21 protein-coding genes are annotated in these 23236 nt (G+C 70.1%); 7 read left to right on the top strand and 14 right to left on the bottom strand.

Annotated elements, in window-relative coordinates; translation table 11 throughout:
* Positions 1-315: 315 nt before the first annotated feature.
* From H2038_RS13420 to H2038_RS13400, 5 genes are all read right to left on the bottom strand, one after another.
* Positions 316-657 carry a hypothetical protein gene (locus H2038_RS13420; protein ID WP_292114188.1) on the bottom strand — a complete coding sequence of 114 codons (342 nt, stop codon included), beginning with the start codon at positions 655-657 and terminating at the stop codon, positions 316-318.
* 30 nt (positions 658-687) lie between these two features.
* Positions 688-876 (bottom strand): DpnI domain-containing protein, encoded by a 189-nt coding sequence (locus H2038_RS13415; RefSeq protein WP_292114185.1) that lies wholly within the window; start codon positions 874-876, stop codon positions 688-690.
* 62 nt (positions 877-938) lie between these two features.
* Positions 939-3431 carry a toll/interleukin-1 receptor domain-containing protein gene (locus H2038_RS13410; RefSeq protein WP_292114182.1) on the bottom strand — a complete coding sequence of 831 codons (2493 nt, stop codon included), beginning with the start codon at positions 3429-3431 and terminating at the stop codon, positions 939-941.
* A gap of 144 nt (positions 3432-3575) precedes the next feature.
* Positions 3576-5945, bottom strand: coding sequence for an excinuclease ABC subunit UvrB (gene uvrB / locus H2038_RS13405; protein WP_292114179.1), 2370 nt, complete (start codon positions 5943-5945; stop codon positions 3576-3578).
* A gap of 89 nt (positions 5946-6034) precedes the next feature.
* The gene (locus H2038_RS13400; protein WP_292114176.1) at positions 6035-7087 is read right to left on the bottom strand and encodes a mechanosensitive ion channel domain-containing protein; all 1053 of its coding nucleotides are present in this window, start codon (positions 7085-7087) and stop codon (positions 6035-6037) included.
* Between the two features lie 100 nt (positions 7088-7187).
* Between H2038_RS13400 and H2038_RS13395 the strand changes: the two genes are divergently transcribed.
* Positions 7188-7715, top strand: a complete 528-nt coding sequence (locus H2038_RS13395) for a methylated-DNA--[protein]-cysteine S-methyltransferase (protein ID WP_292114173.1) — start codon at positions 7188-7190, stop codon at positions 7713-7715.
* Here H2038_RS13395 and H2038_RS13390 read toward each other — a convergent pair.
* Entirely contained in the window at positions 7712-9013 is a 1302-nt protein-coding gene (locus tag H2038_RS13390; protein ID WP_292114170.1) for an Nramp family divalent metal transporter, read from the bottom strand. The two genes, H2038_RS13395 and H2038_RS13390, sit on opposite strands and share 4 nt — an antisense overlap.
* 164 nt (positions 9014-9177) lie before the next feature.
* On the opposite strand from H2038_RS13390, the gene H2038_RS13385 reads away from it, so the two are divergent.
* Positions 9178-10002, top strand: coding sequence for a sulfite exporter TauE/SafE family protein (locus tag H2038_RS13385; RefSeq protein ID WP_292114167.1), 825 nt, complete (start codon positions 9178-9180; stop codon positions 10000-10002).
* Between the two features lie 113 nt (positions 10003-10115).
* Here H2038_RS13385 and H2038_RS13380 read toward each other — a convergent pair whose 3' ends face one another.
* The gene (locus H2038_RS13380) at positions 10116-10601 is read right to left on the bottom strand and encodes a TIGR02281 family clan AA aspartic protease (RefSeq protein WP_292114164.1); all 486 of its coding nucleotides are present in this window, start codon (positions 10599-10601) and stop codon (positions 10116-10118) included.
* 237 nt (positions 10602-10838) lie between these two features.
* Entirely contained in the window at positions 10839-11042 is a 204-nt protein-coding gene (locus H2038_RS13375; RefSeq protein ID WP_292114161.1) for a DUF1289 domain-containing protein, read from the bottom strand.
* Positions 11043-11194: 152 nt separating this feature from the next.
* Here H2038_RS13375 and H2038_RS13370 point away from each other — a divergent pair, with 152 nt between their 5' ends.
* Together H2038_RS13370 and H2038_RS13365 are read left to right on the top strand one after the other, a co-directional pair.
* Positions 11195-11353 carry a hypothetical protein gene (locus H2038_RS13370; RefSeq protein ID WP_292114158.1) on the top strand — a complete coding sequence of 53 codons (159 nt, stop codon included), beginning with the start codon at positions 11195-11197 and terminating at the stop codon, positions 11351-11353.
* Positions 11354-11456: 103 nt separating this feature from the next.
* Positions 11457-12254, top strand: coding sequence for a crotonase/enoyl-CoA hydratase family protein (locus tag H2038_RS13365; RefSeq protein ID WP_292114156.1), 798 nt, complete (start codon positions 11457-11459; stop codon positions 12252-12254).
* Here the strand turns inward: H2038_RS13365 and H2038_RS13360 are convergent.
* On the bottom strand, positions 12241-13389 hold the full coding sequence (locus tag H2038_RS13360) for an MFS transporter (RefSeq protein ID WP_292114154.1): 1149 nt from the start codon (positions 13387-13389) through the stop codon (positions 12241-12243). The two genes, H2038_RS13365 and H2038_RS13360, sit on opposite strands and share 14 nt — an antisense overlap.
* Positions 13390-13442: 53 nt before the next feature.
* Between H2038_RS13360 and H2038_RS13355 the strand changes: the two genes are divergently transcribed.
* Positions 13443-14342, top strand: a complete 900-nt coding sequence (locus H2038_RS13355) for a LysR substrate-binding domain-containing protein (RefSeq protein ID WP_292114151.1) — start codon at positions 13443-13445, stop codon at positions 14340-14342.
* On the opposite strand, the gene H2038_RS13350 is transcribed toward H2038_RS13355, so the two are convergent.
* Genes H2038_RS13350 through H2038_RS13340 form a run of 3 tightly spaced genes read right to left on the bottom strand, consistent with a single transcriptional unit; the run spans position 14330 to position 17299 of the window.
* Positions 14330-15352 carry an efflux RND transporter periplasmic adaptor subunit gene (locus H2038_RS13350; protein WP_292114149.1) on the bottom strand — a complete coding sequence of 341 codons (1023 nt, stop codon included), beginning with the start codon at positions 15350-15352 and terminating at the stop codon, positions 14330-14332. The genes H2038_RS13355 and H2038_RS13350 overlap by 13 nt on opposite strands.
* A 25-nt stretch (positions 15353-15377) precedes the next feature.
* Entirely contained in the window at positions 15378-16127 is a 750-nt protein-coding gene (locus H2038_RS13345) for an ABC transporter ATP-binding protein (RefSeq protein ID WP_292114196.1), read from the bottom strand.
* Positions 16127-17299: an ABC transporter permease gene (locus H2038_RS13340; RefSeq protein WP_292114146.1), complete on the bottom strand. Its 1173-nt coding sequence runs from the start codon at positions 17297-17299 to the stop codon at positions 16127-16129. Before H2038_RS13340 ends, H2038_RS13345 begins: the two co-directional genes overlap by 1 nt.
* A 180-nt stretch (positions 17300-17479) precedes the next feature.
* On the opposite strand from H2038_RS13340, the gene H2038_RS13335 reads away from it, so the two are divergent.
* Positions 17480-19546, top strand: a complete 2067-nt coding sequence (locus H2038_RS13335; protein ID WP_292114143.1) for a S46 family peptidase — start codon at positions 17480-17482, stop codon at positions 19544-19546.
* A gap of 185 nt (positions 19547-19731) precedes the next feature.
* A complete protein-coding gene (locus H2038_RS13330; RefSeq protein WP_292114142.1) occupies positions 19732-21804 on the top strand; it encodes a S46 family peptidase in 2073 nt (690 codons plus the stop codon).
* Between the two features lie 110 nt (positions 21805-21914).
* Here the strand turns inward: H2038_RS13330 and pgsA are convergent, their stop codons facing one another.
* Both pgsA and H2038_RS13320 read right to left on the bottom strand, forming a co-directional pair.
* Complete coding sequence (pgsA, locus tag H2038_RS13325; protein ID WP_292114140.1) at positions 21915-22547, bottom strand: CDP-diacylglycerol--glycerol-3-phosphate 3-phosphatidyltransferase; 633 nt, start codon at positions 22545-22547, stop codon at positions 21915-21917.
* A gap of 56 nt (positions 22548-22603) precedes the next feature.
* A complete protein-coding gene (locus H2038_RS13320; RefSeq protein ID WP_292114137.1) occupies positions 22604-23227 on the bottom strand; it encodes a carbonic anhydrase in 624 nt (207 codons plus the stop codon).
* Positions 23228-23236 lie beyond the last annotated feature (9 nt).

The following is a 23236-nucleotide window of genomic DNA, read 5'->3' as shown; positions in this document are numbered from 1 at the left end:
TTCCGCGCCTCGGCCAGCTCGCGCTCGACCCGCTCGAAGGTCTCCGTCACCGTCCCGGCCGGGAAGAAGGTGGCCAAGCGCAGTTGGGGCAACGACGGGGCCGGGCCGTTCAGGCCGCCGGCCAGTCAGCGTCCGCCTTCGCCCTTCATCGCCTTGCCGGCCAGCCTGCCGGCCGGTCGGAGGGAGTCAAGGATGGCCTGCGGCCACCGCGCAGCGGCGCGCCCTGCGGGCGCGTCCTTGACGCCCTCCGCCCGCGCCGGCGACGCTCCGCCATGGCGATGAAGGGGGGAGTGTGGGCGCAGGAGCGCCCGCCCCCTAGTCCGTCCGGACCATAGGCTTCACCGCGCAGGTCAGCCGCCCGTCCGTCACCTCGATCTCGGCGGCGTGGTGCGCCGGCAGCTCATACCAGGTGTCCTGCCCGTCGACGGTCGCCACAAAGGTGCGCGGGTCGAGCAACAGGCACCGGCCGCGATCCAGCCGCTCGAACCGGCAGTCGCTGAGGCCGGCGGTCACGCGCAGCGTGAGCCCCGGCAGGGCGAGGCTGTGCGCGAAAGCGCCCCAGTGGTTGGTCGGCCGGCTGATGACGGGACAGGGAACGGGCGGCGCGGGCGGCCGGTCGGCGGAGGGCGCGAGCAGGGCCAGGGCCAGAACGATCATCGGGGGCTCTCCTCGGGCCGGGGCGACAGGCTAGACGCGGGACACGTTCGATCCAAGGGCGGCGGTCGGCGGCAGGCGGTCGGCCGGACAGGCGGGGCAGAAGCCGTGCTCGGCCATCCAGCCCTCGGTCAGGCGGCGCGCCTGCTGGGTTGCGCTGGTGTAGACAGCGCTCGGCTCGCCGAAGCCCAGCCTGCACCACGAGTTGGTATTCGCCCCCATTCACCCACCGTAGCGGGTGGTGGGTTAGAAGGTTAGCCCCGAACGCCGTTCTTCAACCCAAATCAATCTTCAATCAGATTGTAGTCCACCGCGCTCGACTTGGCCCCAGCCGAAAACAGTTCTCCTTCCAGCTCCTGCATTTCGCTGACCTCTTCTGGTGTTACTCCACCATTGGCCGATCGCCTCTTCAATATACCCAGCCTAAGTGCGCGGTGGACTGGAAGATCCTTTGCATGGATTCGCTTCCAAAAGGCTTCAGCAGTATCTGCCTCTCCTCGGCGGAGTTCAAGCTTACAACGAAGGCCGAGCCTCGCATCGTGATTTGTGTTCGAGAACTTTCTGTCGATCAGACCAAGCGTTTCTCCGGCACCAGCGAGATCATTGTCCTCAATCTGACAGTTGGCCAGATTAGCTAGCATCTCGTAACTCGGCCAGTTCACACCCTCGACGGCCATCTTTGCGTACTTGAGCGCCTCAGCCGAATCTCCCCGACTCAACTCGTAGGTTGACCGTCGGTGGGCGGCAAATGAGCCCGTATCAACCCGCTCCAATACCGCCAGACATCTCGCCACCTCGTCCTTATCGCCACGCTTCATTGCGATGGTGCATTTCAGATCCAGCACGTATCTGTTAAATGGGTCAGATTTCTCAGCGATTTTGATCTCTGCATACGCTTTTTCTGTATCGCCGGCGTAGAAATAGCATTGCGCGAGTTCTCTATGAACAGCGACGCCACCCCTTCCATATTCTATACTTCTCTTGTATGCATTGATGGCGGGAGCGTACTCCTTCTTGCGCCGATGCAGAAAGCCGCGAACGTAGAAAGCCTCTTTCAAGGCTCCAAGCTCGATCATTGCAACAATATGTTCCTCGGCTTCTGCGAAGCGTTCCCGCCTAATATAAGCCTGCGCGACCACTCTGCGGACGTCGATGTTCTGTGGGCGGGCTCTGATGGCCTGCGCCCCGAATTCGATCACTCGGTCATAATCTTGGTCGTGGTACGATTGACTAGCGATAGAGATGAGGTCGCGAGCAACGCCCAAGGCGAAATCACTCTGCTTTCCTCCCGATATGGCCGACGCTCTAAAAAGCGCTTGACTGAGCGCTAAGCTGTCACCCTCCTCGCCATTGGCGCTCAGGTAGCCCTCGAGGCTAGCTGCCACCGCGGCGTGGTTAATGGACATCCCCTGAAAGTGCCGATAGGCCGCGTCTCGAATAGGAGCGGAAATTCGGTAATACAGGCCATCAGGGAGCACGACAGAAAGATCGATGAGCCCAGCCATCGCCTCATCCAATTCGAGCCCATCGGTTACGGAAAGACATTCAGCCACCACCTGAAGTGGAAGAGGGCTATAGGCCGAAAGAAGACCGAGGATGCGCTGCATGAGCGGAGATATTTTCCGATCCGCGCTCAACTGAGCCAAGAACACTCGCTCATTGAACCGAACAATACTACGTTGGTTCTGGGAGATATGCTCCGGCCCATAGATCTTGGCCTCTTGAACGGTGAAGATCGCGGCTGGCGGGTAGCCTGCTACATACGCAACAAGCCCCCCGATGTGCTCCCTCGTAAAGGGAACTCCCTCGTGGTTGCCCAACAGCCGGAGAAGTCTCTGAGTGGACTCGGCGTCGAGCTCGGATAACCGAAGGTTGGGGAGGGGATTGCCGTCTGAGAAACGCAAGCGCCGGGACGCCGCCACACCAAAGTCCGCATCCGTCTGCCGTGACGCCATGGAGAACAGCAGGTTGAACCCAGGAAGCAACCGGCCGTCGTCGGTGGTGGTCGCCCCGTCATCGACAAAGATTACAAATATCCCCGCGCTGCACGCGCGCCCTATTGCCTCCAAGATGGACGAGGCCACCTCTGTTGGGTCGAGTTTTTGAGAGGCTTCCAAGAGAGCTGAAGCCTCGGCGGGGCGTATGAAGCCAAGCGCATCGTGAAGATAGACCAAGACTTCCGGTAGCTCGTCTCCAGACTTTAACTCAACTACAACGCTATTCGCATAAGAGAGCTGGTTTCTCGCCAACTCTGCCAAGAAGGTCCTGCGCCCCACCCCAGGGAGTCCATTGACAACCAAGGGGCGAGTCTCATCTGCGATGGCATCTGACGCCTCCTCCATCGCCTTGGCGCGACCCAGGAAGAGTCGGGGCCGCCTTTTGGACTGCTGCTCCGAGAGCATGCGACGGATATCCAACGCGGCAAACCTCGCGTTATGCGGGCTCACAACGAGAGCACTTTTCATCCACTCGGGAATGTCGTCCACGGTGAGGTCATCGTCGAGCAGGAAGCAGACAACCTTCCCAATTGCTCCAGAGATCAAGTCTACCGCAGCACGATCAATCTCGATCCTGACCCACTCCGAAGCCAGTGCAGCTCTGCTAGCGAACAAGACGAACAGGTCGGACCGGTCTAAGCCTCTATGGATCGCTGCACTAAGGTCGTCACCTGCGGCGAATTCATACGCGTCGAATATGACTCGTGACCGCCCAAGAAACGCAGCCACTTCAGACACGAAACCCTTGTCCAGGCTGCTGTGAGATAAAAAGGGCCTCACGGACTCTCCCCCAGTTCGCGATCTGCGGGAGCATAGGGGAGTGATCGCCCTAGGGGAATGCGGTTGACCTAGCTATGGCGCTGTGTCCCTCCGAGTGCTCCTCGGCCACGCTGTCGCCTCTCCTCCATCGCTTCCCGGTGCCCCCTACCGCCCCTTCCTGAACGCCGCCGCCCTCTCCGCCCGCGCCGCCGCCCGATCCCGCTTCGGCGCCTCCTTGTCCACCGCCTGGCCCTCCGCCGTCATGATGTCGTTGGCGAACTCGAGGTCCATCAGCTTCATGCGCTTGATCTCGTCGCGCAGGCGGGCGGCCTCCTCGAACTCGAGGTTGGCGGCGGCCTCGCGCATGCGGCCTTCGAGGTCCTTGAGGGCGGCCTGGAAGTTGGTTCCGACGAAGGGCTTGCTCTCGTCCCTGACGCCGGGGGCGGTGAGGCGGTCGAGCTCGCGGCTCTCGTAGGGGCTGGCGAGGATCTCCTTGATGTCGCGCTTGACCGACTCCGGGGTGATGCCGTGGGCGGTGTTGTATTCGATCTGCTTCTCGCGGCGGCGGTTGGTCTCGGCGATGGCGCGCTCCATCGAGCCGGTCATGCGGTCGGCGTAGAGGATGACGCGGCCGTCGACGTTGCGGGCGGCGCGGCCGATGGTCTGGATCAGGCTGGTCTCGGAGCGCAGGAAGCCCTCCTTGTCGGCGTCGAGGATGGCCACCAGGCCGCACTCGGGGATGTCGAGGCCCTCGCGCAGCAGGTTGATGCCGATCAGCACGTCGAAACTGCCGAGGCGCAGGTCGCGCAGGATCTCGATGCGCTCGAGGGTGTCGACGTCGGAGTGCATGTAGCGGACGCGCACGCCCTGCTCGTGCATGTATTCGGTCAGGTCCTCGGCCATCTTCTTGGTCAGGACGGTGACCAGGGAGCGGTAGCCGGCGCGGGCGACGGCCTTCACCTCGTCGATGACGTCGTCGACCTGGTTGCGGGCGGCGCCGGAGACGGGGCGGATCTCGACCGGGGGGTCGATCAGGCCGGTGGGGCGGATGACCTGTTCGACGAAGACGCCGCCGGCGCGCTCCATCTCCCACTGGCCGGGGGTGGCCGAGACGTGGACGGTCTGGGGGCGCATGGCGTCCCACTCGTCGAACTTGAGCGGGCGGTTGTCGATGCAGCTGGGCAGGCGGAAGCCGTACTCGGCCAGGGTCGACTTGCGGCGGTAGTCGCCGCGGTACATGCCGCCGATCTGGCCGACGGTGACGTGGCTCTCGTCGACGAACAGCAGGGCGTTGTCGGGGATGTATTCGAAGAAGGTCGGCGGCGGCTCGCCGGGGGCGCGGCCGGTCAGCCAGCGGCTGTAGTTCTCGATGCCGGCGCAGGAGCCGGTGGCCTCCATCATCTCGAGGTCGAAGCGGGTGCGCTGCTCCAGCCGCTGGGCCTCCAGCAGCTTGCCGTTCTCGACCATCCAGTCGAGCGTCTCCTTCAGCTCGGCCTTGATGCCGTTGATGGCCTGGTTGAGTGTCGGGCGCGGGGTGACGTAGTGGCTGGCGGCGTAGACGGTGACCTCGGTCAGGTCGGCGGTCTTCCGGCCGGTGAGGGGGTCGAACTCCTGGATCGCCTCCACCTCGTCGCCGAACAGGGAGATGCGCCAGGCGCGGTCCTCCAGGTGGACCGGGAAGATCTCGATGACGTCGCCGCGCTTGCGGAACATGCCGCGCTCGAAATGGACGTCGTTGCGCTTGTACTGCAGGGCGATCAGGTCGGCGCGCAGCTTGGCCTCGTCGATCTGGTCGCCGACCTTCAGGCTGAAGGTCATGGCGGTGTAGGTCTCGACCGAGCCGATGCCGTAGATGCAGCTGACGCTGGCCACCACGATGACGTCGTCCCGCTCCAGGATCGCCCGCGTCGCCGAGTGGCGCATGCGGTCGATCTGCTCGTTTATCGATGAGTCCTTTTCGATGTAAGTGTCTGTTCTCGGGACATAAGCTTCGGGTTGATAGTAGTCGTAGTACGAGACGAAATACTCGACCGCATTGTCCGGGAAGAAGGACTTGAACTCGCTGTAGAGCTGGGCGGCGAGGGTCTTGTTGGGGGCGAGGATCAGGGCCGGGCGCTGGGTCTGCTCGATGACCTTGGCCATGGTGAAGGTCTTGCCCGAGCCGGTGACGCCGAGCAGGACCTGGTCGCGTTCGCCCTCCCCCGCCTGGGCGACCAGTTCGGCGATGGCGGCGGGCTGGTCGCCGGCCGGGGTGTATTTCGTCTCCAGCCGGAAGGGGATGCGCCGGCGCTGGTCCGGGCGGTCGGGGCGGTGCGGCTTCCAGTCGGCCGGCGCGCCGGGGGCCTCCTCCGGCGTCAGGCGCGGGCCCGTCACCGGAGCGAACATCGGCATGTGCGGCGTCTTCGCCGCCCCCCGGGGGGCGCGGCCTTCGTCGTCGCGCAGGAAGGCGGCCGGGGCCTCGGCGAACTGGCCGGGCACGTGGACGGGCTTCTGCGTGCGCGGCGCGGAGCCTTTCGGCGAACTGGAACGGTTCATGAACGCAATCTAGGCGGCGGAGGGGCGGACCGCCAGTGAACGCGCGGCCGCGCCGCAGGCTGCTGACAGCCGGTGGCGGGAGCGGGCGCTCAGCGGGCGGGCGCGGGGCCCTCGGCCGGCGGCTCCTCGGCCTCGCGCGGATCGGGCGACGACATGACGTCCTCGGCCGCGTCGTTGACGGGCGGGGCCTTCGGCTGGGGCCGGGCCTCGCCGGGGCCGGCGGCGGGCGGACGCTGCGTCTCGCCGGCGTGGCGGAGGCCGAGCGCGCTGAGCGCGTCGTCGCCCTCGCGGCCGAACACGCTGCGCAGGCGCAGGTCGGTCTGCGGGAAGGGGATCTCGATGCCGGCCTGCTCGAGGGCGTCGGCGATGGCCCAGGTGTAGGCGGCGTGCATGGCCGCCGGGCGCTTGACCGCCTCCTGGGTCGGCCAGACCAGCAGCTCGAAGTCGAGGCCGCTCTCGCCGAAGCCGACCAGCCAGACCTGGCTCCGGCGCGACTCCGTCTCCGGCAGGGTGAAGGGGCTGGCGCGGGCGGCGGCGAGCACCGCCTCGCGGACCTGGCTGCGGTCGGCGCCGTAGGCCACGGCGAAGGGGATGTGGATGCGCCGGGTGTCGCCCTTGAGGGTCCAGTTGGTCACCCGCCCCTCGATGAGGGAGGAGTTGGGGACGACGATGTTGATGTTGTCGTTGGAGCGGATGCGGGTGGCGCGCGGGCCGATCTCGGCCACCACCCCGCGCACGCCGCCGTCGAGCTCGACATAGTCGCCGACCCCGACCATGCGGTCGAAGATCAGGAAGATGCCGGAGACGAACTCCTTGACCACCCCCTGCAGGCCGAGGCCGACGCCGATGCCGATCGCGCCGGCGAAGATGGTCAGGGAGGACAGGTCGAGGCCGGCGGCCGAGAGCCCGGCGACGGCGCCGATGATGACGAGGCCGTAGCTGGACAGCTTCTCCAGCAGGTAGAGGGCGGCGGCGCTGCGGTTCGACCGGTCGCGCAGGCGGCACAGGGCCCGGCTGACCAGTCTGGACGCCAGCCAGGCGACGAGGAAGACAGCGAGGCCGGCGACCACCCCGCCCACGGTGACCGTCGAGCCGCCGACGCGGAACAGTTGACCCTGATCGATGTCGGCGAGGCTAAGCATGGCCGTGGAGCGCGTTCAGCCGCGCTGCGGTTCCGGCGGGCGGGGGCCGGCGTCCGGAAACCGCGCGCACGGAGGCGAGCGCGCGGGGTACACTGAAGCCATGAGTCCTGACGCGCCGAAGCGCCTGACCCTGTGTTCCCTGCCCTCGCCGATCGGGCCGATCGCGCTCGCCTGTGATCCCGACGGACGCGTGCGAGGGGCGAGTTTCGCGGATGGTCTGGAGCGGGCGATGCGGCGGGTCTGGCCGGCCGCCGAACGCGACACGGGTCCGGCGCCGGAACCGGTCCGGGCGGCGCTCGAGGCCTATTTCGCCGGCGAGGCGGGGGCGCTGGCGCGGATCGCATGGTCGCTCGACGGCGCGGCCGCGGGCGACGGCTTCCAGCTGCGGGTGTGGCGGGCGCTGGCGGAGATCCCGGCGGGCGTGACCATCAGCTATGGCGAGATGGCGAAACGGGCCGGCGAGCCGGGCGCGGCGCAGGCCGCCGGCGTGGCGCTGAACCGCAATCCCATCCCGCTGGTGCTGCCCTGCCACCGCGTGGTCGGCGCGGACGGGGCCATGGTCGGCTTCGGCGGCGGCCTGGAGCGCAAGACCTGGCTGCTGCGCCACGAGGGGGCGCTGCTGATCTAGCCGAACAGGCCCGTCAGCTCCCGCCCGGCGAGAACGCAGAACAGCAGGCCGCCGGCGACGAGCATGGTGTTGGACAGCCCGCGGCTGCGCCATTCGGGCGGCGTGCGGCCGGAGTTGAGCAGCCACAGCAGGGTGAAGGCGAGGAAGGGCATGAAGACCGCGCCGAGCGCGCCGTAGGCGACGATCAGGCCGAACGGCCGGTCCATGAACAGCAGCAGCATCGGCGGGAAGGTCAGCCACAGCAGGTAGCCGCGGAAGGCCGGGCTGCCTTCGCCGGCGGCTCCCGCTCGCCCGGGGCCGTGGCGGACGTGGCCCCAGAAGTCGGCGAACATCAGGCCGACGCCGTGCCAGACGCCGATCAGGGACGAGAAGCTGGCCGCGAAGAAGCCGACGAGAAACAGCACGCCCACGGCGTCGCCGAAGCGCTCGCGCAGCACGCCGTCGAGGTCGAGCAGGCCGCGGTCGCCGCCGGCCAGGGCGATGTTCGAGGCATGGAGCAGCTCGGCGCCGACGATGAGCATGGCGATGACGAACACGCCGGTGACGGCGTAGCCGATCCGGTTGTCCAGCCGCATCACGCGCATCCAGGCCGGACCGCGCCAGCCCTTCTGGCCGATCCAGTAGCCGTAGGCCGCCAGGGTGATGGTGCCGCCGACCCCGCCGATCAGGCCGAGGGTGTAGTAGGCGGCGCCCGGCGGGAGGCTCGGGACGAGGCCCCGGGCGAGGGCGGGGAGATCCGGCGCCACGATCACCGCCAGCCCGACCACGGTGACGAACATCACGCCGACGAGGCCGGTCATCAGCTTCTCGAACAGCGGATAGCGGTTGAACCAGACGAGGATCAGGCCCAGCACGCCGAGGATCATCGCCCAGGCCTTGAGGTCGAGCGCCAGCGGGGTGCGGTCGAGGAGGGCCGCCAGGGGCAGGGCCGAGGCGGTCATGGCGGTGGCGCCGTAGACGAAGCCCCACAGCACCACATAGACGCCGAAATAGGCGCTGGCCCAGTTGAGCCGGCCGCCGAACCAGCCCGGACCGAGGCTGGACCAGCCCTCGAAGATGGTCCGGCCGGAGGCCAGCGACCAGCGGCCGACGGCCTCGGCCAGTGAGATCTTGAGCAGGGTTCCGATCACCGCCGCCCACAGCAGGGCGTAGCCGAACTTCGATCCGGCCACCAAGGTGGCGACCAGGTCCCCGGCGCCAACGCCGGTGGCGGCGGCGACGACGCCGGGGCCGATCAACCGCCAGCGGGCGCCGGCGGGGGGCGCGGCGGCTGCGGCCTCGTCGTGGTGTTCCGTCATGGCGGCTCCCTCGAGCGCCAGAGGAGCCCGATCCCGGGCGCCTTGCAAGCCTGCCCTCCTTCCACCTCTCCCCATCCTTCGCCTGCGGCTCCGGATGGTCCCCCTCCCCATCGCTGCGCGACGGGGGAGGAGACGGTGAAGGTCGCCTCGGTTAGAGCTGGCTCATGACCGCCCTGCCCCTGAACGAGATCGTGATGCTGCTGGCCGCCCTGACGGCGGCGGGGCTGTTCGGCGGGCTGATCGCCGGCCTGTTCGGGGTCGGCGGCGGGACGGTGATCGTGCCGGCGGTGTTCTACGCCTTCGAGGTGCTGGGGGTCGGGGGCGAGAGCAACCTGCACGTGGCCATCGGCACCTCGCTGCTGACCATCGTCGCCACCTCGTGGCGCTCGCTGCGGGCGCACCGGGCGCATGGAGCCGTGGACGAGACGGTGCTGAAGACGTGGACGCCGTGGGTGGGCGCAGGCGCTGTCGCCGGAGCCGCGGTCGCCGGCGTGACCTCGATGGAGGGGCTGGCGCTGGTCTACGGCGTCTGTCTGGCGGCGGTGGCCGCGCAGTTGGGGCTGATGCGCGAGGGCTGGGCGCCGTGGCGGAGCCTGCCGACCGGCTGGGCGCGACGCGGGCTCGGGACGGCGATCGGCGGCCTGTCGGCGATGATGGGCATCGGCGGCGGCAGCTTCGGCGGCATGTTGCTGACCCTGTGCGGGCGGCCGATCCATCAGGCGGTGGCCACGGCCTCGGGCTTCGGGGTGGCCATCGGGACGGCCGCGACCCTCGGCTTCGTCGTGTTCGGCTGGGCGGCGGCGGGACGGCCGCCGCTGTCGCTGGGCTACGTCAACGTCCCGGGCGCGGTGGTGATGGCGGTGCTGACCACGGCGGTGGCGCCTTGGGGGGCGAAGCTGGCGCACCGGCTGGACCGCAAGGTGCTGCGGCGGTCGTTCGCGATCTACCTGCTGATCACGGCGGCGCTGGTGGTGGTGAAGGCTTTGTAGGGACGAGGGATGAGGGATGAGGGATGAGGACCGACGAGCCAGCGGGGTGCGCGGCGCTCACGTCCGGCGGCCGCCTGCAGCCCTGGCCCTCATCCCTCATCCCTGATCCTCCCCTACCCCTCCAGCGTCAGGCGCGTGGGGGTGGCGGTGAAGGCGGAGAGGCGGCCGAGGTAGCTCATGCCCAGCAGGGAGTGCGGCAGGCCGCGGTCGACCACGAGGGCGTCGACCCCGTCGAGGGCGACGCCGGCGACGGCCACCGAGCGCAGCCGGACAGGGGCGGCGCCGACCGGTCCCGCGGCGGTCGCGAGGGTGGTGGAGAAGGCGTCCGCCGCCGGCTCCACCCCGAGGCGGGCGGCGTCGGCGCGGGTCAGGATCACCCGGCTGGCGCCGGTGTCGACCATCAGGCGGACCGGCCGGCCCTCGACGAGGGCGTCGGCCCAGTAGTGGCCGTCGGCGGCGCGCGCCACCCGGGCGACGCCCGCGGTCCCGGCCGCATGGGCGACTCCCCGCACCCCGCCCATGTCCATCCACCACAGCACGGTGAGGGAGGAGGCGACGGCGAGGGACAGGACCCCGAGCGAGGACAGGTCGAAGCGCATGCCGGCGATGTCGCACGGGGGCGGTTGGAATGCGGTGAAGGAGCGTGGTTGGGGGGAGGTTAATGAGGGGGAGTAGGGAGTAGGGATTAGGGACTAGGGATGAGGGATGAGGGATGAGGGATGAGGGATGGGGGCGAGGGTGCGGACTCGTCGCCTCGCCGAGGGGAGGAGCGCTGATCCCCACGCCCTACTCCCTGCTCCCTGCTCTCTGCTCCCTACTCCCTCATCCCTCATCCCTCATCCCTCTTTCCCCTTCGCCGCCCGCCGCGGCAGCTCCGCCATGATCGCCGCCCGTTCGGCGTCGGTGAAGCGGCTCCAGCCGCCGATCTCCGGCAGGGTGCGGTGGCAGCCGAGGCAGAGGCCCGTCGCGCCGTCGACGATGCAGACCTGGACGCAGGGGGTGGCGATGGCGCGGGGCGGCTGTGGCGGTTTTGATGACATCAGTGCGAAAAATGGTCCGGTAGCGGAGCGAAAACTTGCATTCCCCGTTGGATTGGCCCAGGTTGAGGATGACGCGAAACGACTGAGAGGGTGAGAACCCCTGCGAGCACGACGTGTCTCTTTTCATCGTTCAGCGAAAGGAGACATCAGAGATGAACGAGAACACCCGGAACCTCCAGCATGCCATGCTGTCCTTCGCCCTCTGGGGCGGGATGCTGGTGAACACGAAGCAGACGAACGGGGCGGGCGACCGCGTGGTCAGCCACCCGTCCAACTTCGAGCCGATCCGGCTGGACAGGGTGCGCCGCTAGGGCGCGCCCCCGCCGCAAGCGATGGAGCCCCGGCCGCAAGGCCGGGGCTTCGTCGTTTCCGGACGCAATTGTGCCCGCCGCCGGGATGCGGCACTGTCCGGTCATGACCCTGATCGTGCGCGAGCGACGCGACGCCGTCGAAATCTGGACCCTCGACCGGGCCGAGCGGCTGAACGCCCTGCCCGACCTCCAGGACGGCGAGGCCTTCGCCGAGGCCTGCGCGGCGGTGAACGGCGATCCGGCGGTGCGCTGCGTGGTGCTGACCGGCGCCGGTCGGGCCTTTTCCGCCGGGGGCGACCTGAAGGCCATGCGCGAGCGGCGCGACCTGTTCGAGGGCTCCGGCGCGGAGATCCGCGAGCGCTATCGGCGCGTGGTGCACCGGATCGTCCGGTCGCTCTACGGGCTCGAGGTCCCGCTGATCGCGGCGGTGAACGGGGCGGCCATGGGCCTGGGCTGCGACATCGCCGGGCTCGCCGACATCCGCATCGCGGCCAGCGACGCCCGCTTCGGCGTGCCCTTCCTGAAGCTGGGGATCATCCCCGGCGACGGCGGTTCGTGGCTGCTGCCGCGCAACATCGGCTACGCGCGCGCCGCCGAGATGCTGTTCACCGGCGAGACCATCGACGCCGCGACGGCGGAGCGCTGGGGGCTGGTCAATCACGTGGTGGCGCCGGAGGCGCTGATGGCCGAGGCCCTGACCACCGCCGGCCGGGTCGCCGCCCACGCGCCGCAGGCCCTGCGCATGGCCAAGGCCCTGCTGCGCCAGGGCCGCGACATGAATTTCGACCAGATGCTGGAGATGTCGGCCGCCATTCAGGCGCTGGCGCACCTGACCGACGACCACGCCGAGGGCGTGGCGGCGGCGCTGGACAAGCGCGTCCCGGGGTTCAGCGGGACCTAGGGACGAGGCCGAGGGTCAGCGCGCCCATGGCCAGGCAGACGAGGCTCGACGCCGCCAGGGCGAAGCCGGCCGAGACGTCCATGGCCACCGCCCAGGCCGCGGGCGCCAGGGCCTGGAGATAGCGCGCCGGCGTCAGGACCATGGCCTGGCGGACGGCGTAGCGGTCCGGACCGAAGACATGCAGGGGCAGGACGCCGGAGGCCACTGACAGCAGGCCGTTGCCGGCCCCCTGCCCGACCGCCAGCAAGGCCGCCAGCCGGCCGCCGCCGGACACGGCCAGCGCCGCGCCGAGCGGGTGGAACAGGCAGGCGATCCGCACCGTCAGCACCGGATGGGCGCGGTGCAGGACGACCAGGTCGAACAGCCGGGCGGCGATGGCGCTGGCGGCCATCAGTCCGGCGGCCCAGGCGGCGTGCGCCGGCGCCATGCCGAGGTCGGCGAGCAGACGCGGCAGGTGCGCGCCCATCGCCGTCGCCACCGTCCACGCCCCGGCGAAGATCGCCGCAATGCGGATCATCGGACCGTCCCAGCGGACCGGCGCGCCGGTCGGGGCGTCGGGGGCGTCCTGCGGCCGTCGGCGCGGCAGCACGGCGGCGACCAGCGGCAGGCAGAGCAGGAGATGCAGCGCCGCCCACAGCAGGCAGGCGGCGCGCCAGTCGCCCGCCTCGACCGCCAGCCGGGTGACCGGCCAGCCGAGGCCGCCGCCCAGGGCCCCGAGCAGGGAGACGGCGGTGATCGGCCGGCGGGCGGCGGCGCCGTGGATCTCGACCAGCACCGCGAAGGCGGTGCCGTACAGGCCGACGCCCATGCCGACGCCGAGGGCGGCGACGCCGACGAGGCCGATCGCCGGGTGGGGCGCCGCGGCCATGACCAGCAGGGCCGCGGCGAAGGCGAGGTGCGACCCGAGCAGCGCGCGCCGGCCGCCGCGCCGCTCGATCCATCGACCGGCCGCCGGCGTCAGCGCCGCCGAGATCAGGAAGGCGACGGACAGGGCCGCGAACAGGCGCGCCGGCGGCAGGCCGAGACCGCGCGCCATCGGATCGGCGAGGACGCCCAGCAGGTAGTAGCTGGAGGCGAAGGCGACGGTCTGGCCGAGGCCGAGCACCGGGACGACGAGACGGGAACGGAGCGACATGAGGCCGGGTGACGGATTTGCCGCGCCCCGGAAAGCGACATATCGAGGGAGGAATGTTCGAAAATCTCACAGCCCGCGCCCCGCTGCCCTCGCTGAACGCCCTGCGGGCCTTCGAAGCCATGGGGCGCACCGGCTCGGCGACGCGGGCGGCGGCGGAGCTGAACGTCACCCACAGCGCGGTCAGCCGGCAGGTGAAGGCGCTGGAGGCGCAACTGGGGGTGCGGCTGTTCGAGGGGCCGAGACATCAGCTGCGGCTGACCGCCCGCGGCCGCGCCCTGCTGGCGGGCCTCGGCGCCGGCTTCGACGCCCTGTCGGAGGCCGTGCGCGGGGTGCGCGAGACGACCGAGGTCCATCTGGCGATCCACCCGAGCCTGGCGGTCAAGTGGCTGATCCCGCGTCTGGCTTCGTTCGAGCGGGCCTGTCCGGGGGTGACGCTGCACCTGACCGACCTCGGTCCGGCCGAGACCCGCCGGCGCGACGTGGATCTGGCGATCCGGCTGATCGACGGGGTCGAGGCCGCGGGGCCGGGCGTCGAGCCGCTGGTCGAGAACCGGGTCGGGCTCGTGTGCGCCCCGGAGCTCGCCGGCGGCGATCTGGAGCGGGCTCCGCGCCTGACCGCCCGCACCCATCCGGGCGGCTGGCGCGACTGGGTTGAGGCGAGCGGCGGGTCAGCGCCGGCGGGGCCCGTCCGCACCCTGGCCCACCTGCACTTCGTGCTCGACGCGGCCGTCGCCGGACTGGGCGCGGCGGTGTTGCCGTGGATCGTCGTCGCGGACGACGTGGCCGCCGGCCGACTGGCCGCGCCGGCCGGCTTCGTCCCGGACGGCGGGCTGCTGGCGGCGATCCGCACCGACCCGGCCGGCGGCCGGGCGGTGCGGGAGACGCTTCGCTGGCTGAAGGCCGAAGCCGGGGCGACGGCGCGCCTCGCCCCGGGTCCCGATCAGCCCGCCTGACGCGCCGGCTGGCGCATGGCGCGGGCGGGGGGAACGCCGGCGGCGGTGGTGCGCGGCGCGCCGGCCGTTTCACCCGGCTTCATGAACTTCACCAGCACGCGCTGGCCGATCAGCAGGGGCGCATCGCCGGCGGTCACGACCACCTCGACCACGCGTTCGTCCGAGCGCTGCGACGGGTCGTCCGAGGCCAGCTTGCGGGCGCCGAAGACCGCGGCGCGGCGCAGCACCGTCCCGACGTAGACCTTGGACGGATCGCCCTCGGGGGTGATCTCCACGGCCTGGCCGACGGTGACGTTCGGGATGTCCGACTCGACGATCTCGGCGCGCGCGATGCGCGGGGCGTCGGGCTCGAGGTCGAACATGTTCGACACGTTCAGGGTCGAGGCGCCGGCGCCGGGGTTGGCGTAGCGGCGCACGATGCGGCCGTCGGCGGGCGAGCGGATCACGGTGAGCTCGACGTTGTACTCGGCTTCGGACATCCGCGCCCGGGCGGTCTGGATCGCCGCCTGCTGGGCCGCCAGCCGGGCCTCGGCCGCCGCGATCTCGTCGCGGGCCTGGTCGAGGCGCTGGGCCGCGACGAAGTTGGTGTCGACCAGGCGCTGGAGCCGGTCGTACTCGCGGCGGGCCGTGTTGATGTCGACCTGGATCTGGCGCAGCTGGCTTTCCGCCTGGGCGACCTCGGCGCGTGCGCGCTGCAGCGCCAGACGCGGCTCGTCGTCCTCCTGGCGGGCGAGGATCTGGCCGGCGACGACGCGGTCGCCCTCCTGCACCAGCACCTCGCGCACGACCCCGCCGCGACGCGCGGCGATCTGGATGATGCCGCCCTCGATGTCGACCTTGCCGTTGGCGATCGCGGCGTAGGGCGACTCGACGCGCGCGTCGGCCTGGGCCTTCTCGTCGGCCGCCTTCTTCTTCGCGGCGTTGCTGGACATGACGTTGAAGGCCACGACCAGGACCACGATCAGCGCGACGCCGATCCATAGCCATTTGTTTTTCAGGAAGGCGGGCATTGTGTGAGTGTCCCCGGAAGGCGGTCTAGTGGGACGCCAGGGTGGCGTCGGGATTGGGCGTGCGGCGCTGGTCGTCGATGATCACGCCGTCCTCGATGTGGATGACGCGGTCGGCCCAGGCCTCGAGGCGCGGGTCGTGGGTGACGCAGATCACCGCTGCGCCGTGCTCGGTGGCGGCGCGGCGGAGCAGGCGGATCACCACCTGGCCGTTCTCGCCGTCGAGGGCCGAGGTCGGTTCGTCGGCGAACAGGATCTGGGGGTCCTTGGCGAGGGCGCGGGCGATCGCCACGCGCTGCTTCTCGCCGCCCGACAGGGCCGAGGGCCGCTGGTGGAGGCGGTGGCCGAGGCCGACCTCCTCGAGCGCGATCGTGGCCCGGCGGGTGGCGTCCTTCTTCGACAGTCCCTGGAACTTCAGCACGACCTCGACCTGCTGCAGGGCGCTGAGCGCCGGGAACAGGTTGAAGCCCTGGAAGATGAAGCCGCAGTGGTCGAGGCGGAACCGGTCGATGCGGCCGGAGGACAGCTTCCACAGATTGTCGACGTCGAGCGTGTCGACGCGGCCTTCCTCGGGCCGGAGCAGGCCGGAGAGGGCGGCGATGAGCGTCGACTTGCCGGAGCCGGACGGACCCATGACCATGGTGAGGTCGCCGTGGCGGGCGTCGAAGTCGACCCGCTTGAGCACCTCGATGAAGCCCTTGCCGGACTTGAAGCGCTTCACCAGGCCCTTGGCCTCGATGGCGAAGTCGCCGTGCTTGCCGTGCACCTTTGTCGTCATCATCGCAGAAGGTCCGCCGGCTGGCTGTTCTTGAGGACGCCGAGCGACAGGAGGCCCGACAGCATGGCGATCACCACCAGCCCGCCGCCGACGATGATCAGCAGCAGCGGCGGCAGGGCGATGATCACGGCGTTGGCGGCGGCCAGCAACTGGACCAGCCAGGTGAGCACGATGGCCGCGATGACGCCGACGCAGCCGACCCAGAAGCTCAGCTCCATGACGATGCGGCGCAGCGAGCCCATGCCGACGCCGAGCGCCCGCAGGGAGGCGAACTCCTTGATGTTGGCCATGATGGCGCCGCGCAGGGTCTGCCAGGTGATGGCCACGCCGATGATGGTGCCGAGCACCACGCACCCGCCGATGATGATCACGAGGATGCCTTCCTCGAACATGGCGCCGGCGTTGGCGTCGGCCAGCTGCTGCCGGGTCCAGGCCTTCCACTGACCGTTGCCCTGGGCGTTGAGCTCCTCGGCCACCCGCGGAGCCTGCGCCGGGTCGCGCAGCTTGACCATCAGCGGCCCGACCCGCGGTCCGGTGTCGGCCTGGCCGACCATGCGCAGGGTGTCGCGCGACATCACGATCTGCGCCTGCATCATGTTCGGATAGCCGCGGGTGACGCCCACGACGGTGACCGTCTGGCCGTTGTAGAGCGCCTTGTCGCCCAGCTTCACGCCGAGCTTGGGCAGCGCCGTCTCGTCGACGGCGATGGTGTAGGGCTGCCGCAGGGCGTCGACCAGCTCCTGGGAGTAGTCGACCGGGATGGTCACCGCGTCGGGGGTGGTGTCGATGATCGTCGTCTGGACGAACTCCTGTCGCGGCGCGCGCTGCTTGGCGCGTTCGGCCTGGGACAGGGTCGGGTCGTAGTTCTTGACGCTCTGGAAGGCGCCGCCGGCGCCGTCGAGCGGCTGCACCTCGACCACCGCCGGGTTGTTGTAGGCCAGCGGGATGAAGCGGCGGGGCACGCCGGACGGCCCGCCCATCAGGCTGGTGGCGCCCGGCTGCATGATGATGATGTCGGCGCGCGACCGCTCGATCTGGGCGGTGAAGCTCTTGCCGATGCCGATGAACACGCCGGTCATGGCCAGCACCAGCAGCCCGGACAGGGCCAGGGCCATGACCGCCGCCATGTAGCGGCGCCACTCGTACAGCAGGGTGGAAAGTGCAAGCGACATGAAAGGATCGGCCCCCGGCGATGGCGTTATCTGACGACGCCGCTCGCCGGGGCCAAGTTAAATCGGGGTAAGGCGAGCGACGGTACGCCACGGGGGCGTCGAAGGCGTGGACGGCGCCGCCCCGCCGGGTCTAGGTATCCGCAACAGACCCGGCGACAGGCCGACCAGGGAGACTCCAGGATGCTGTACCGTTCGCTGCGCGCCGCCATTTCGGCGACCGCCTCCATCGCCGTCGTCGCCGGCGCCATGGCCGTGCTGGCCCCCTCGCCGGCGAAGGCCGACGAGGGCATGTGGACCTTCGACAACTTCCCGATCCGCACGGTCAACGAGAAGTACGGCACCAACATCGACCAGGCCTGGCTGGACCGGGTGCGCAACGCCGCGGTGCGGCTGCAGGGCTGCTCGGCCTCGTTCGTCTCGGACGAGGGGCTGATCCTGACCAACTGGCACTGCGTGGTCGGCTGCGTGCAGGACCTGTCGTCGCCGGAGAACGACTATGTGAAGAACGGCTGGATGACGGCGACCCGCGAGGAGGAGCGCCGCTGCCCCGGCCAGACGGCCGAGGTGCTGACCGAGATCGTCGACGTCACCGACCGGGTGCAGGGCGCCGGCCAGGGCCTCGAGGGCGCCGCCTTCAACACGGCCCGGTCCGAGGAGATCAACCGCATCCAGCAGGAAGCCTGCGCCGGCGACCCGAAGTTCAACTGCCAGGTGATCAGCTTCTACCGCGGCGGCCGCTACGCCCTGTACAAGTTCCGCAAGTACGACGACGTCCGGCTGGTGTTCGCGCCGGAACAGCAGGCGGCCTTCTTCGGCGGCGATCCGGACAACTTCAACTTCCCCCGCTACGCGCTCGACGCCGGCTTCCTGCGCGCCTACGAGAACGGCCGCCCGGTCGAGACCCCCAATCACCTGAAGTGGAATCCGGCGGCGCCGGAAGAGGGCGACGTCACCTTCGTGGTCGGCAATCCCGGCTCCACCTCGCGCCTGCTGACCATGAGCCAGCTGGAGCGGCTGCGCGACCAGCAGCTGCCGGTCACCCTGCTGCAGGCCTCGGAGCTGCGCGGGCGGCTGCTGGAGTACTCGCTGACCGGCGAGGAGGCCAAGCGGCTGTCGTTCGATCCGATCTTCGGGCTCGAGAACAGCTTCAAGGTCTACTACGGCCAGCAGTCGGCGCTGACCGATCCGGCCTTCATGTCCATGAAGCGCGAACAGGAGCAGGAGCTGCGCGCCCGGGTCGCCGCCGATCCGGCGCTGGTGCAGCAGATCGGCGATCCGTGGGCCGATCTCGAGCGGGTGCAGAACGTCGCGCGGGAGCTCTACCTGCCCTATCGCCAGCTGGAGCAGGCGGCCGGCGGCGGCTCGCAGCTGTACCAGTACGCCCGGGCCATCGTCCGCGCGGCGAAGAGCGGCGAGATGACCGAGGCGCGCCGCGCCCAGCTGACCGCCGCCCTGTCCGAGAACGTGCCGATCGCCACCGACATCGAGGAGCTGCGGCTGCGCTACTGGCTGTCGAAGACCCGCGAGTACCTGACCGTCGACAATCCCGACGTGAAGCGCCTGCTGGGTCGCGAGAGCCCGGAAGCGCTGGCGGAGCGGCTGATCGAGGGGACGAAGCTGGCCGACCCGGCCTTTCGGGCGCAGGCCCTGTCGATGACTCCGGAACAGCTGGCCTCGGCCGATCCGCTGCTGGCCTTCGTGATCGCCAATGACGACGCGGCCAAGGCCATCGGCGACCGCTGGGCCGCCGAGGTCAACGCCCCCACCGCCCGGGCCGCCGAAAAGGTCGCCCAGGCCCGCTTCGCCGTCTACGGCACCAACCTGTATCCGGACGCCACCTTCAGCCTGCGGCTGTCGTACGGCCAGGTGCAGGGCTGGACCTACCGCGGCGTTACGGTGCCGCCGTTCACCTACTTCGGCGGGCTCTACGAGCGGGCCACCGGGTCCGAGCCGTTCGACCTGGCGCCGCGCTTCGCCGCGGCGGAGGACCGGATCAACAAGGAGGTCGTCTACGACTTCGTCTCGACCAACGACATCATCGGCGGCAACTCGGGCTCGCCGGTGGTCAACGCCGAGGGCGAGGTGATCGGGGCCGCCTTCGACGGCAACATCCACTCGCTGGGCGGGGCCTTCGGCTACGACGGCGACCTGAACCGCACCGTCTCGGTCTCGACCGCGGCGATCACCGAGGCGCTGCGCACCGTCTATCCGCAGCCGCGCCTGCTGGAGGAGCTGGGCGCGGAGTAACCGGCTCCCCCCGGCGGGGAACGGAGGTCCGCCCCGGCGGGCCGGATGAGGGGCCGCTCCGGACTTGCCGGGCGGCCCCTTCGTCATTCATGGTCCGGCCCGACCCGGCTTTCGCCCGCCAACCCCTCAGCCGTCATGCGCCGCATGACGCCTTCTCCCGCACGGGGAGAAGGAAGGAGACCAGCATGCGCCTTCCCCTCGCCGCCTCCGTCGCCGTCCTCGCCTTCGCCGCCGCCTCGGGCGCCCGGGCGGAGGAAGGCATGTGGACCTTCGACAACTTCCCGATCGCGCGCGCCAACCAGACGCTGGGCACGAACATCGACCAGGCGTGGCTGGACCGGGTGCGGCTCTCGTCGGTCAAGTTCGGCGGCTGCTCGGCGGGCCTGGTGTCCGGCGAGGGGCTGGTGCTGACCAACAACCACTGCGTCGCCAGCTGCGTGGCCAACCTGTCGACCCAGGCGGTCAACTACGCCGAGACGGGCTTCACGCCCCGGACCCGCGAGGAGGAGCTGAAGTGCCCCGGCGGGTCGGCCGAGATCCTGACGGAAATCGTCGACGTGACCGACCGCATGCAGGCCGCGGGGGCCGGCCTTGAAGGTCAGGCCTTCACCCGCGCCCGCGACGCCGAGGCGGGGCGGATCGAGCAGGAGGGCTGCGGCGACGATCCGAAGATGCGCTGCCAGGTGGTCAGCCTGTACCGCGGCGGCCAGTTCAAGCTGTACCGCTACCGCCGCTACACCGACGTGCGCCTGGCCTGGGCGCCGGAGGACCGCGCGGCCACCTTCGGCGGCGATCTCGACAACTTCAGCTTCCCGCGCTTCGCCATCGATGCGGCCTTCGTCCGGCTGTACGAGGACGGCCAGCCGGTGGCGACGCCGACCCACTTCACCTGGAACGCGGGCCGGCCGGTCGAGGGGACGCCGGTGTTCGTCTCCGGCAGCCCGGGCGCGACCCAGCGCCTGCTGACCATGGACCAGCTGATGACGCTGCGCGACGTGGTGCTGCCGCTGGACCAGCTGATCGCCTCCGAGCTGCGCGGGCGGCTGATCCGTTTCTCGGAGGAGAGCGAGGAGAACGCCTTCATCGCCATGGACCCGATCGTCGGGCTGGAGAACACCTACAAGCGCGGGCGGGGGCGGATGGCGGCGCTGGTCGATCCGGGCTTCATGCGCATGAAGGCGGAGCAGGAGGCGGACTTCCGCCGCCGCGCCGGATCGATCGCCGGTGCCGGCGATCCGTGGGGCGCGCTGGCCGGGGTGCAGCCGGCGGCGCGCGAGCTCTACCCGGCCATGGCGCTGCTGGAAGGCGGCACGGGTCTGGGCACCACCTCTCCCGGCGGCGGGTCGCAGCTGTTCAGCTGGGCCCGGACGCTGGTGCGGGCGGCGCAGGAGCGGGAGAAGCCGTCGGCGGAGCGCCTGCCGGAATACGCCGACAGCCGGCTGGCGGCGGTGCAGTCGGGCCTGTTCGCCGAGCGGCCGGTCTATCCGTCGCTGGAACAGGTGCGGCTGGAGTGGTGGCTGTCGAAGACGCGCGAGTGGCTGACGGTCGACGATCCGCGGGTGCAGGCCCTGCTGGGACGCGAGTCGCCGGAGCAGCTGTCGGCCCGGCTGGTGGAGGGCTCGCGGCTGGCCGATCCGGCCGTGCGCCGGGCGCTGTGGGAGGGCGGCCTCGCCGCCGTCGAGGCGTCGGACGATCCGATGATCCGCTACCTGCTGTCGATCCAGGACGAGACCCGGGCGATCCGGGCCGCGTGGGAGGAGACGGTCGAGGCGCCGACGGCGCGCGCCTCGGAGCAGCTGGCCGCCCTGCGCTTCCAGGCCTACGGCGACAGCGTCTATCCGGACGCCACCGGCACCCTGCGCCTGACCTACGGCCTGATCGAGGGGTCCGACGTTCCCGGCCAGCGCTTCGGCGCCTTCACCACCTTCGGCGGCCTCTGGGACCGCGCCACGGGCGCCCCGCCGTTCGACGTGGCTCCGAAGCTGCTGGCGGCGAAGGACCGGATCGAGCCCGCCACCGTGCTGAACATGGCTGTGTCGTCGGACACCATCGGGGGCTCTTCCGGGTCGCCGGTGGTCAACGAGGCGGGCGAGATCGTCGGGGCCAACTTCGACTCCACCGTCCTGACCCAGCGCAACGCCTATGGCTACGACCGGAACGTCAACCGCTCGGTGATCGTGGCCACGGGGGCGATCACCACCGCCCTGCGCGACGTCTACGGCATGCAGCGGCTGGTGGACGAGCTGGGGGCGGAGTGAGAGGCGAGGAGTGGGGGATGAGGGAACAGGGATGAGGGATGAGGGATGGGGTGACGTCACCGCCTTCTCATCGCGTTCTCATCCCTGTTCCCTCTTCCCTCATCCCTTGACTACAGCTGCCGCATCTTCTGCTGCGCCTTGGAGAAGTACTGCCAGCCGGTCCAGACGGTGACCACGGCGGCGGCCCAGATCAGCACGTCGGCGAACAGCTGGAACTCGTCGAGGTACTCGAAGTCCCAGCCGAAGCCGTCCCAGTTGCGGGCCAGCAGCTGGGCGCCGAGGGCGACGAGCTGCAGGGTGGTCTTCCACTTGGCCAGCAGGGTGACGGGCAGCTTGACCTTGCCGGCCACGGTCTCGCGCAGGGCCGAGACGGCGAACTCGCGGAACAGGATCAGGCCGCAGGGGATGGCGATCTGGGGCACCGAGCCGGAGGTCAGGACGCCCAGGATGGCGCCGGTGACCAGCACCTTGTCGGCGATGGGGTCGAGGATGGCGCCCCAGCGGGTGGTCGCGTGCCACCGCCGGGCGAGGAAGCCGTCGACCCAGTCGGTGGAGGCGGCGACCACGAAGATCCAGAACGCCGCCCGGTACAGGGCGAACTGGTCCTCGGGGCTGAGGTAGGCCGACAGGATCGGCACCCCGCCGGTCGCGCCGGCGAGGATCAGGAACATCACCACGCCCGCCACCAGCCGCAGGCCGGTGAGGATGTTCGGGATCGGATTGGCGTGCGGGGCGGGGGTCATCGGCGTCATCCTGCTTCAACGCCGATCTGCCACGCTTCGCTGCATGAAGCGAGCCGTCAGTCCAGCGGCCGGAACCGTCCGGGTCCCTGCAGGGCGCGCAGGACGCCGTCGGCGATGCCGAAGTGCAGGCCGCTGAGGGTCAGGGCGCCGGCCGCCTCGCGCTCGGCGATCCACGGGAAGGTGCGCAGGTTCTCGATCGACAGGCGGACCACGGTCTCCTCGGCCAGCCGGCCCGCCTCCTCGGCCGGGAAGCTCTCGCAGACCATGCGGACCACCGGTCCGGCCTGGGCGACCCAGGGCGCCACGAAGTCGCGGCAGCTGTCCGGGGCGCCGTGCAGCATGGCGTTCACCCCGCCGCAGTGGGCGTGGCCCATGACCACGATGCGCGAGACGCCGAGCACCTTGACCCCGAACTCCAGCGCCGCGGAGACGCCGTGCAGCTGTCCGTCCGGCTGGTAGGGGGGCACGAGGTTGGCGACGTTGCGCACCACGAACAGCTGGCCGGGGGCGGCGTCGAAGATCAGCGCGGGATCGGCGCGGCTGTCGGAGCAGGCCACCACCAGGGTGTGCGGCTTCTGGCCGTCGGCGGCGAGCGCCTCATACTCGGCGCGAGCCTCGGCCCAGTGTCCTTCCCGGAAGCGCCGGTAGCCGGCGAGCAGTTGATCGAGAGCGTCCGTCATGCCTTGCGC

The sequence above is a fragment of the Brevundimonas sp. genome (assembly GCF_013912005.1).
Classification (GTDB): domain Bacteria; phylum Pseudomonadota; class Alphaproteobacteria; order Caulobacterales; family Caulobacteraceae; genus Brevundimonas.
Note: the sequence above shows the minus strand (reverse complement) of the source record. Positions and strands in the feature narration are given on the sequence as shown.